Below are 8,650 nucleotides of genomic sequence, written 5' to 3' on the forward strand. Positions count from 1 at the left end.
TATCCCGGGGGGAGTCCGCAGGACGGGGGGCAGCGCCCCCCTGCGACCTCAGGCCAGCAGCCGCGCCCCGTCATGCGCGCGCGGGGCCAGCGCCATCAGCGCCCCCTCCGGCTGGTCCTCGGCAAAGGACACCTCGGTGAACTGCTCGGTCCGCCCAAGCCGCGGCCCCTCGGTCAAGACCCGGTGCACCCGCCCCACCTGCGCCTCCAGATGCCGCTGCAGGGCCGCATCCCCCGCCGCCCGCAGCCGCGCCGCACGCTCGCGGATCGCCCGGCCCGGCACCGCAGGCATCCGCGCCGCCGGCGTGCCCTTGCGCGCCGAATAGGGGAAGACATGCAGGAAGGTCAGCCTGCAGTCCTCGACCAGCTTCAGCGAGTTCTGGAACATCGCCTCGGTTTCGGTCGGAAAGCCTGCGATGATGTCGGCGCCGAAGACCATGTCCGGCCGCAGCCGCCGCGCCTCGTCGCAAAACGCTATCGCGTCGTCCCGCAGATGCCGCCGCTTCATCCGCTTCAGGATCATATCGTCGCCCGCCTGCAGCGACAGGTGCAGATGCGGCATCAGCCGCGGCTCGGTCGCAATTGCCAGCATCAGGTTCTCGTCCGCCTCGATCGAGTCGATCGAAGAAATCCGCAGCCGCGCCAGGTCCGGCACCAGCCGCAGGATGCGCATGACCAGATCGCCAAGCCGAGGCGTTCCTGGCAGGTCCGCCCCCCACGAGGTCAGGTCGACCCCCGTCAGCACCACCTCGTGAAAGCCCCGCCCGACGAGGCGCTTGATCTGTTCGACCACGACCCCGGCGGGCACAGAGCGGGAATTGCCCCGCCCGAAGGGGATGATGCAGAAGGTGCAACGGTGATCGCAGCCGTTCTGGACCTGCACATAAGCCCGGTGCCGCCCGAAGCCGTCGATCAGGTGGCCCGCCGTCTCGCGCACCGACATGATGTCGTCGACCAGCACCTTCTCGGTCTCGCCGATCAGGTCGGGGGCTCGCAGCGCCGCCCAGGTCTCGGGCTGCATCTTCTCGTGATTGCCAACGACCCGCGTGACCTCGGGCATGGCGGCGAAGGTCTCGGGCTCGGTCTGCGCCGCGCAGCCGGTCACGATCACCGGCGCGCCCGGATTCTCGCGCGCCAGCCGCCGAATTTCCTGCCGGGCCTTGCGCACGGCCTCGGCCGTCACCGCGCAGGTATTGACGACCACCGCGCCCGACAGGCCCGCCGCCTCGGCCATCTCGCGCATCGCCTCGGTCTCGTAGGCGTTGAGCCGGCAGCCGAGCGTGGAAAAGACCGGCGCGCTCACGATGCCATCCATTCCGGCGTCAGCACGCCCGAAAAGACGACCGAGGTCGCCCCTTCCATCCAGACCCCATCCTCGCGCCAGTCAATCATCAGGCTTCCGCCCGGCACATGTACGCGCACCCGCCGCCCGGTCAGCCCCCGCCGCGCCGCCGCCACCGCCGCCGCGCAAGAGCATGAGCCCGAGGCCAGCGTCGCCCCCGTCCCCCGCTCCCAGATCCGCAGCCGGATTTCGTCCCGCGACAGCACTTCGACCACTTCGACATTGGTGCGCTGCGGGTAAAGCGGGTGATGCTCCATCGCCGGCCCGAAGCTCGCAAGGTCCACCGCCTCCGCATCCGGCACGAAGAAGGTCACATGCGGGTTGCCCATGCCGGTCGCCACCGGATCGCCGTCGATGGGCAGATGGTCGATGTCCACCTCGCGCGCCAGCGGGATGACCTGCCAGTCCAGCACCGGCGGCCCCATGTTGACCCGCGTCAGCCCGCCGCCGGCATCCTCGGCCAGCAGCATCCCGTGATCCGTCCGCAGCCGCAGGCGCGTCGCCCCGGTCTCGTCCATCAGCCAACGCGCGATGCAGCGCGTCGCGTTGCCGCAGGCCGAGGACAGCGAGCCGTCCGCGTTCCAGAACACCAGCCGCGCATCGGCCTCCGCGTCATCCTCGATTGCCGCGAGCTGGTCGAAGCCGACGCCCCGGTTGCGGTCGGCAATGCGCGTGACAAGCCCTGCCGCAGGCCGGGGCAGGCCGCCGCGCAGGTCAAGAACCACGAAATCGTTTCCAAGGCCGTGCATCTTCAGGAAGGGCAGGCCGCCATCAGCTTGGGTCATGGCGGGCGATATAGGCCCCATGCGGCGATTCCGCCAGAAGCTTCATTTTTGCGCTTGACGCTCCCGGCCACCGCCCCTAGGTACCCCCTCGTGTTGGGCCCATAGCTCAGTTGGTAGAGCAACTGACTTTTAATCAGTGGGTCACAGGTTCGAATCCTGTTGGGCTCACCACTGAACCTCCTTTCTTCATGCATGCTCATGTCGGCGCGGGGTTGTGCCTGATGCGCTTTCGTGCAGACAGGGCGCGACGCTGGAAGGAGACCCGCACATGAAGACCATCCGCAGACTCGATCTGGACGACGCGCGCCGGCTGATCGCCGGTGCTGCCATCCGCGCGCAACAGATCGGCGTGCCGATGTGCATCGCCGTCACCGACGAATCCGGCCAACTGATCGCGTTCGAGCGGATGGAGGGCGGCAAGGTCACCTCGACCACCATCGCGATCGACAAGGCCTTCACCGCGGCGGCGGCGAAGAAGGCGACGCACGACTACGGCAGCGCAAGCCAGCCGGGCGCGCCGGCCTATGGCATCAACTCGGCCATCGGCGGCCGGTTGATGGTGGTGGGCGGCGGGTTGCCCGTTCTGTTCGAGGATGAGGTTGTGGGCGGGGTCGGCATCTCGTCGGGCACGCCAGCGCAGGATCAGGACGTGGCCGAAGCCGCCATCGCGCATTGGCGCCGCCAGGACTGAGGCAGACGAAGGCGCGGCGCCCTCGGCCGCGCCCCCCCGCAGGCGGGTGCCTGCTCAGGCGGGCAGCTCGATCTGGATCTTGACGTCCGTCTCGCGGCCCTCGGCGGCGCGGTCGAAGGCGGCGATGCTGTCCGCGAAGGGCACGGTCAACGAGATCAGCGGCTTCAGGTCCACCTTCCCCGACGCGATGAGCGCGATGGCGCGGTCGTAGACGTTGGCGTAGCGGAAGACCGTCTCGAGCCGCAGTTCCTTGGCCTGCAGCCCCACGATGTCCACCGGGACCGGATCGACCGGCATGCCCACCAGCACCACGGCCCCGCCGGGTCGGGCGAGCTTTGGCAGGCCGAGGATGGCGGGCGCGGCGCCCGAGCACTCGAAGACGACGTCGGCGCCCCAGCCTCCGGTGGCTTCGGCGATGGCGTCGGCGGCCGGGATGCCGCGGATGTTGATCGTCTCGATGCCGGGATAGGCGCCGATGATGTCCAGCTTGGGTTGGGCGAGATCGGCCACGTAGACGCGGGCGCAGCCGCCGGCGAGGGCGGCGAGGGCGGTCATCATCCCGATGGGGCCCGCGCCGACGACCATGCCGACATCGCCCGGCTGGATTCGGGCGCGCAGGGCGGCCTGCATGCCGATCGCGAAAGGCTCGACCATCGCGCCCTCGGCGAACGAGACGTTGTCGGGCAGGCGGTAGGTGTAGGCGGCCGGATGCACGACATGCGGCGTCAGGCAGCCGTGGACGGGCGGCGTCGCCCAGAAGGTCACGTCCGGGTCGACGTTGTAGATCCCCATCTTCGCGGCGCGCGAGGCCGGGTTCGGGATGCCCGGCTCCATGCAGACGCGGTCGCCGGGCTTGAGGTGGCGCACCTCGGCGCCGACCTCCACCACGGTGCCCGCCGCCTCATGCCCCAGCACCATCGGCGCGTTCACGACGAAGGGGCCGATCTTGCCATGCGTGTAGTAATGCACATCCGAGCCGCAGATGCCGACGGTGCGGACGGCGATCCGCACATCCGCCGGCCCCATCCGCTGCTCGAGCGGGAGGTCCCGCAGCGACAGCTCGCCCTTGCGCTCCAGAACCAGCGATGTCGGCATGTCGCCCTCCCTTGATCATGCTCACGGCCGGCGGTCAGCACCGCGAGTCGGCCAGGGCGCAAGGAACGACAGCGCGCGGCGCATGTAAATGATCTTGGAGGCTGACCTTCATGAAGGACCATGCGGAGATTGGCAGCGGCGATGGGGGCTGTGCCGGCCGTCAGACCAGGTAGGCGAGGCGCAGCCCGCCCCAGTGGCGACCATGGATCATGATCGGGGACGAGACGTCCTTCATCATCGCGAACTCGCCGTTGCCCATGTCGCGGCGATAGGCCTGCAGGAGGAACGGGTGGCGGTTGCGTCCCGCGCGCAGGCCCACACGGTCGTTGAAGATGCGGCGGTTGCGGGCATGCTTGGCGTTCCACTCGGCCTCGCCGGCACGCTGCGGCTGGCTGAACTTTAGGTTGTGGGTCGGGATGTAGCCGTTGCGGTCGATCGCCGCGCAGAAGACGACCCGGCGGTCGAGATCGAGCACCGGTTCCTGCAGGGGCGGCAGCAGCCGGTCCGTAAGATCGGTGAAGGCGGTCAGATGCTGCAGCGGTGCGCTGCCCCTGATCTCGCGGTAGTGGCTGTCGAAGAGCGCGCCCTCCGAGATGTCGCCGCGCGCCAGTGCCTCCTCGAAGGCGGACGAGATCCGCAAGGCGACGGCCTGGGCGGTCTTGATGAAGGTGCTGTCCACCGTCTCGACCCCGAGATGGGAGACGTCCATGATCAGCTGCTCGGACGTGTCCGTCAGCGTGGCCAGCGCGTCCGAGGCCTGCGCGATGGAGGATGCGGCCAGGGCCACGCTCCGCGTCATGGTCGAGACATCCGCATCCGCCCCCGCCATGTCCGTGCCGATCGTCCGGGCGGCGTCCAGGATTTCCTCCTGCACGCGGCGCATCTGGCTGAAGGTTTGCGGCAGCGTCTCGATGGTGTGGCTGACTGCGCCCGTCTCGGCGCGGATGGTTGCGGCCAGGGCGTCTGCATGGCTGGCGGTGGTGATCGCCTCGTGAACCTGGCCGCCGAGTTCCGCCAGGGTGTCGCCGATCTCGCTGGTGGCCTGCGCGGCCTGGTTCGACAGCTCCTTGACCTCGCGCGCGATGACCATGAAGCCGCGGCCCTGTTCGCCCGCCCGTGCCGCCTCGACCGAGGCGTTGAGCGACAGGAGGTTCGTCTGACGGGCGATGCGCGTCACATGGTCCGAGACCTTCGAGACCCGCGAGAGCGTGGTCGAGACCTCGCCGAGCCGCGTGGAGATCTCGGCCACCCGGTCGGTCAGCTTCGTGACGCAGGCAACGAGTTCCGTCAGCCGGAAATGGGTGTCGGCGGCACGCGTCTCGGCGGTGGCGGCGTTGTCGAGCGCATGGCCTGCCACCTGCGCGACCTGCGCGCCCGAGGCGGCGATGGAGGTGATCCGGCCCTGCATCACCTCGAAGAAGTCGCGGTTCTGGCTGACGAGGCGGCTGACATCCTGAACGTCGCCCGACACCTCGGCCAGAGTCACCGCCAGGCTGCCGACCGATTGCGCCACCGCCTTCACGCTGTCGCGCTGCGCGGCGTCCAGCTGCCACGCATCCGAGCCATCCTGCGCCACCCTGTCCACAGCCCCCAGGGAGTGATCGCCCCACTGCTCAACCGCTGCCTGCTGCATTTGCCGCGCTGTCCTTTTCTGACCTGCGACCGGTCCCACTGCCCCGGCCGATCCCAAGCGGTAGCGGGCCGGCATTGAGAAAGGATGAATTTGCCTGCGCGGCTAACAAAGATCAGGCGCCTGCTGAGGAGGCCGGCTGCGTTCTCGGCGCATCTTGAAGAAGCTGCTGCTGCTGCTATCTCTGCGTGCAGCTTCCAATCATGGGCGGCACGGTCCGGATGACCCAGAAGGCGCATCAGATGACGCGGATCCTGCCTGCCTTGGGCGCGGCGGTCGTGATCGTCCTGCTGGTCGCGCTCGGCCTGCGCGGTCCCGGACCTGCGCCGGTGCTGCCGGGCGGACTGGCCGCGCCGCATCACGATCTAGCCGAGCTTGCGCTGCCCGCCGGGCAGGCCGTGCTGGAGCGCGTCCTCGCCCCTGCAGGCCCGGACGGTCCGCTTCCCGACGGGGTCGCGCCAGTCCGGCAGCTGCGGCCTGCGCGCACCCGCCGCGCGAGCCTCGCCGCCCCATGCGCGCTTTCGCGGCGGCGCCACCTGACGGCGACGCCGCGCGCCCCTCCGTCACGTCCTGCCTGACAGACCTTACCGCCGCCGCGAACGTTGCGGGCGGCCGACCCGACCTGTCGTGCAAGGACGCAGACGATGACTCATGAGAACGAACCGACCCCGCCCGTGCCGCATCAGAGCATGCGCTGGACAGAGGTGCTGCTGCACTGGACGATCTTCATCGGCCTGATGACGGCCCTGATCGGAGGTGCCGCGCTGCTCTTTTAGCGGGCCGGCAGCAGCGCCTGCTGATAGCCCGTTGCCGCGACCTCGCCGCAAAGCTGCTGCCATTCGCAGCCGCCGCAGGCCGGCCGGAGGTCGCCCGCCGTGAAGGCGGCGCGCAGCCGGGCCAGCGTCGGGCCGTCAAGAACGATCCTGTCGCCGGGTGCGAGCGGACGGCGCAGCAGCGCCTCGATCCGGGCGCGGGCATGGGCGTCGCGTTCCAGCACCCCAGGCCCATCGCAATGGTCCTGCGGCGCGGCGTCCGGCGGGCGGCAGATGTCGTCCGCGCCCTCGACGATCAGCGCCGGCTCGCCGCCGGCCAGGCGCCGGGCGATCGCCGTCATGTTCCGTGTGAAGGCAGGGGAATATCCCCTGCCGACATAGGTCAGCACGCACAGAAGATGGTGCGCGCGCAGGCGGACCGTCATGCCTTGGACTTGCGGCCCTGGGTCATCACCCGCAGCGTCACGGCGGCAAGGCCCGACTTCAGGATGCCGCCGACGATGAAGGGCAGGACGCCGGCGATGATCGCCTGCTTCGGCCCGATGATCGTCGCAAGCCAGGCCGCCCCCACCACGAGGCAGAGCGCGTTGCCGACCAGCATCGAGACGAAGGCGAGGCCGACGCGCCGCCCGTTCCACCCGCGCTCGGCCAGCCAGCCGGTCACCATCGCAGCCAGCAGGAAGGCCAGAAGGTAGCCGCCGGTCGGGCCGAAGAAATGCGGCAGCCCGCCCGCGCCGCCGGCAAGCACCGGCAGACCGACCGCCGCCTGCCCCAGCCAAGCCAGAACGGTCGCAGCGCCGAGACGCCAGCCGTAGAGCGCGCCGATCAGCGTCACGGCGAAGGTCTGCATCGTCACCGGGACCGGCACCATGGGCACGACGATCCAGGACGACAGCGTCAGGATGAGGCTGCCGACACCGACAGCGAGGATCTTCCAGGCCGCCGAGCGGTGCTGAAGGTCCAGTGGGCTGAATTGCGGCAGGGCCGCGACATTGCTCTTCATGAGGTCCATCCAGATTATAGATAGTTTTCTTGTCCTATCTCTGGAAGAACGCATGGATCGGCCGCCGTGGCAAGACATCGCAGGCGCGGCCGCTGCCGACGCGTCAGCGCACCAGCGGCGGACGCCGCTTCGGGCCTTGCCCGATCCATTGCACATGCCGCGCCAGCACCGCCGTCGCCGCGGCCAGATCACCCTCGCGCAGCGCCGCGAGGATGGCGCGGTGGTCGCGGTCGGTCGGCGTCTCCCACTCGGCCCGCCAGCCGGCGAAGAGGAATCGGGCGCTTGCCGTTTGCAAGTCGTCGATGCTGCGCAGCAGGCGGGGCATGGCGCAGGGCGACAGGATCAGGCGGTGGAAGCGGCGGTTGGCCTCTTCCCAGGCCTGCACGTCCCCCGCCCGGTCGCCGGCGCGCGTCGCCTCCTCGGCCTCGTCGAGGATCGACTGCGTCAGGTGCGGCGCGGCGTGGCGCAGGGCCAGCACCTCCAGCGCGGCGCGCATCTCGGCGATCTCGCGCATCTCGTCCAAGCTGACGCCGCAGACCCGGACGCCGCGGCGCGGCTCGCTCTCGACCAGGCCCTGCGCCTCCAGCCGCCGGAAGGCCTCGCGCACGGGGACATGGCTGGTGCCGAATTCGACCGCGACATGGTCCTGCCGCAGTCGGCTGCCGGCGGCGATCTGCCCGGCGACGATGCGGTCGGCCAACTCTCGGCTGATGCGGGCGGCGATGGGTTCGGCAGGGGCGCGGCTCATGCCGGCAGGGATAGGCGGGCAGGGCGCGAAGCGGAAGTGGCAAGCTGCCGCAATGTCGTAACCTGCCCCTGCCGTGGTCGCAAACAGGCCGCCGCGCGGCCCGCCGATCCGGCAGAACGAGGCGATTGGCCCGAGGGGCCGCGCATCCGCAGTCAAGGAATCCGCCATGTCATCTTTTCCGTCTCGTGCCCGTGTCGTGATTGTCGGTCTTGGTGGGATCGTCGGTGCGTCGGTGGCGCATCACCTGGTGGAGAATGGCTGGGACGATATTGTCGGGATCGACAAGTCGGGGGTTCCGACGGATGTGGGCTCGACGGCGCATGCCTCGGACTTCTGCTATGCGACCAGCCACGATCTTCTGTCCTGCTGGACGACCATGTACTCGATGGATTTCTACGAGAAGATGGGCAACTACAAGCGCATCGGGGGCCTCGAGGTCGCGCGGGTCGGGGACGACGCGCGCATGGCCGAGCTGAAGCGGCGCGTGGACAGCGGCAAGGCGTTCGGGACCAATGTCAGCATCATCTCGGCGGCCGAGGCCAAGGCGAAGTTCCCGCTCTTGGAGGAGGACCAGATCCAGGGCG

The 8,650-nt window shown here is 69.6% G+C and carries 11 protein-coding genes and 1 tRNA gene; 5 read left to right on the forward strand and 7 right to left on the reverse strand.

Translation table 11 applies throughout. The annotated features are described in order from the left end of the window. Positions 1–48 precede the first annotated feature (48 nt). Both mtaB and dapF read right to left on the reverse strand, forming a co-directional pair. Entirely contained in the window at positions 49–1,302 is a 1,254-nt protein-coding gene (gene mtaB / locus BLP73_RS06210; RefSeq protein WP_090741482.1) for a tRNA (N(6)-L-threonylcarbamoyladenosine(37)-C(2))-methylthiotransferase MtaB, read from the reverse strand. Continuing rightward, positions 1,299–2,126 (reverse strand): diaminopimelate epimerase, encoded by an 828-nt coding sequence (gene dapF / locus BLP73_RS06215; protein ID WP_090741373.1) that lies wholly within the window; start codon positions 2,124–2,126, stop codon positions 1,299–1,301. Before dapF ends, mtaB begins: the two co-directional genes overlap by 4 nt. Before the next feature lie 95 nt (positions 2,127–2,221). Between dapF and BLP73_RS06220 the strand changes: the two genes are divergently transcribed. Both BLP73_RS06220 and BLP73_RS06225 read left to right on the forward strand, forming a co-directional pair. Further along, a tRNA-Lys gene (locus BLP73_RS06220) sits at positions 2,222–2,297 on the forward strand. 97 nt (positions 2,298–2,394) lie between these two features. Further along, a complete protein-coding gene (locus BLP73_RS06225; RefSeq protein WP_090741375.1) occupies positions 2,395–2,817 on the forward strand; it encodes a GlcG/HbpS family heme-binding protein in 423 nt (140 codons plus the stop codon). Positions 2,818–2,871: 54 nt separating this feature from the next. Here the strand turns inward: BLP73_RS06225 and BLP73_RS06230 are convergent, their stop codons facing one another. Further along, positions 2,872–3,912, reverse strand: a complete 1,041-nt coding sequence (locus BLP73_RS06230; protein WP_090741377.1) for an NAD(P)-dependent alcohol dehydrogenase — start codon at positions 3,910–3,912, stop codon at positions 2,872–2,874. A gap of 160 nt (positions 3,913–4,072) precedes the next feature. Then, a complete protein-coding gene (locus BLP73_RS06235; protein WP_175453252.1) occupies positions 4,073–5,545 on the reverse strand; it encodes a methyl-accepting chemotaxis protein in 1,473 nt (490 codons plus the stop codon). A gap of 185 nt (positions 5,546–5,730) precedes the next feature. On the opposite strand from BLP73_RS06235, the gene BLP73_RS06240 reads away from it, so the two are divergent. After that, the gene (locus tag BLP73_RS06240; protein WP_090741382.1) at positions 5,731–6,120 is read left to right on the forward strand and encodes a hypothetical protein; all 390 of its coding nucleotides are present in this window, start codon (positions 5,731–5,733) and stop codon (positions 6,118–6,120) included. Between the two features lie 66 nt (positions 6,121–6,186). Next, positions 6,187–6,318: a hypothetical protein gene (locus BLP73_RS19895; RefSeq protein WP_281179920.1), complete on the forward strand. Its 132-nt coding sequence runs from the start codon at positions 6,187–6,189 to the stop codon at positions 6,316–6,318. On the opposite strand, the gene BLP73_RS06245 is transcribed toward BLP73_RS19895, so the two are convergent. The 3 genes from BLP73_RS06245 to BLP73_RS06255 all read right to left on the reverse strand — a co-directional run bounded on the left by BLP73_RS06245 (position 6,315) and on the right by BLP73_RS06255 (position 8,066). Beyond that, complete coding sequence (locus BLP73_RS06245) at positions 6,315–6,740, reverse strand: DUF1284 domain-containing protein (protein WP_090741384.1); 426 nt, start codon at positions 6,738–6,740, stop codon at positions 6,315–6,317. The genes BLP73_RS19895 and BLP73_RS06245 overlap by 4 nt on opposite strands. Beyond that, positions 6,737–7,327 (reverse strand): biotin transporter BioY, encoded by a 591-nt coding sequence (locus BLP73_RS06250; RefSeq protein ID WP_245686566.1) that lies wholly within the window; start codon positions 7,325–7,327, stop codon positions 6,737–6,739. The genes BLP73_RS06245 and BLP73_RS06250 overlap by 4 nt, the downstream gene beginning before the upstream one ends. Positions 7,328–7,421: 94 nt before the next feature. Continuing rightward, a complete protein-coding gene (locus BLP73_RS06255) occupies positions 7,422–8,066 on the reverse strand; it encodes a GntR family transcriptional regulator (RefSeq protein ID WP_090741486.1) in 645 nt (214 codons plus the stop codon). A 166-nt stretch (positions 8,067–8,232) separates the two neighbouring features. Between BLP73_RS06255 and BLP73_RS06260 the strand changes: the two genes are divergently transcribed. After that, the coding region (locus BLP73_RS06260; protein ID WP_139165903.1) for an NAD(P)/FAD-dependent oxidoreductase at positions 8,233–8,650 on the forward strand (418 nt) is incomplete at its 3' end.

It is taken from the genome of Paracoccus tibetensis (assembly GCF_900102505.1).
In the GTDB taxonomy this organism is placed as follows: domain Bacteria; phylum Pseudomonadota; class Alphaproteobacteria; order Rhodobacterales; family Rhodobacteraceae; genus Paracoccus; species Paracoccus tibetensis.

Bases quoted from the DNA above. Each gene is read 5' to 3' on its own strand.
- BLP73_RS06225 (WP_090741375.1), top strand. From the start codon at position 2,395: ATGAAGACCATCCGCAGACTCGATCTGGACGACGCGCGCCGGCTGATC.
- BLP73_RS06235 (WP_175453252.1), bottom strand. From the start codon at position 5,545: ATGCAGCAGGCAGCGGTTGAGCAGTGGGGCGATCACTCCCTGGGGGCT.
- BLP73_RS06230 (WP_090741377.1), bottom strand. From the start codon at position 3,912: ATGCCGACATCGCTGGTTCTGGAGCGCAAGGGCGAGCTGTCGCTGCGG.
- dapF (WP_090741373.1), bottom strand. From the start codon at position 2,126: ATGACCCAAGCTGATGGCGGCCTGCCCTTCCTGAAGATGCACGGCCTT.
- BLP73_RS19895 (WP_281179920.1), top strand. From the start codon at position 6,187: ATGACTCATGAGAACGAACCGACCCCGCCCGTGCCGCATCAGAGCATG.
- BLP73_RS06245 (WP_090741384.1), bottom strand. From the start codon at position 6,740: ATGACGGTCCGCCTGCGCGCGCACCATCTTCTGTGCGTGCTGACCTAT.
- BLP73_RS06255 (WP_090741486.1), bottom strand. From the start codon at position 8,066: ATGAGCCGCGCCCCTGCCGAACCCATCGCCGCCCGCATCAGCCGAGAG.
- BLP73_RS06250 (WP_245686566.1), bottom strand. From the start codon at position 7,327: ATGGACCTCATGAAGAGCAATGTCGCGGCCCTGCCGCAATTCAGCCCA.